At 75.8% G+C, this 236-nt stretch carries 1 protein-coding gene; it reads left to right on the forward strand.

The genetic code is table 11. The features are described from left to right. On the forward strand, positions 1-236 hold a 236-nt coding region (locus KVT44_RS57065), incomplete at both ends, for an alkaline phosphatase family protein (RefSeq protein WP_217577187.1).

Consider the following 236-nt stretch of genomic DNA (forward strand, 5'->3'; position numbering starts at 1 on the left):
CACCCCTCTCCCGGTCCGGGACGCCCTCGGCCCCCCCCCCCGTCTCCTCGTCCACATGCCCCACCGCACGGCCCTCGGCCAGTCCGGTTTCCCCGCCCCGCTCGGCACCGTCCTGCCCGCCGTCCCCTGCGCCGCCCAGTCCACCTTCCTCACCGGCACCCACCCGCCCGAGCACGGCATCGTCGGCAACGGCTGGTACTTCCTCGAGCTCGGCGACGTACTCCTGGGGCCGCAGC

Source organism: Streptomyces sp. GbtcB7, from assembly GCF_019091445.1.
Classification (GTDB): Bacteria; Actinomycetota; Actinomycetes; order Streptomycetales; family Streptomycetaceae; genus Streptomyces; species Streptomyces mirabilis.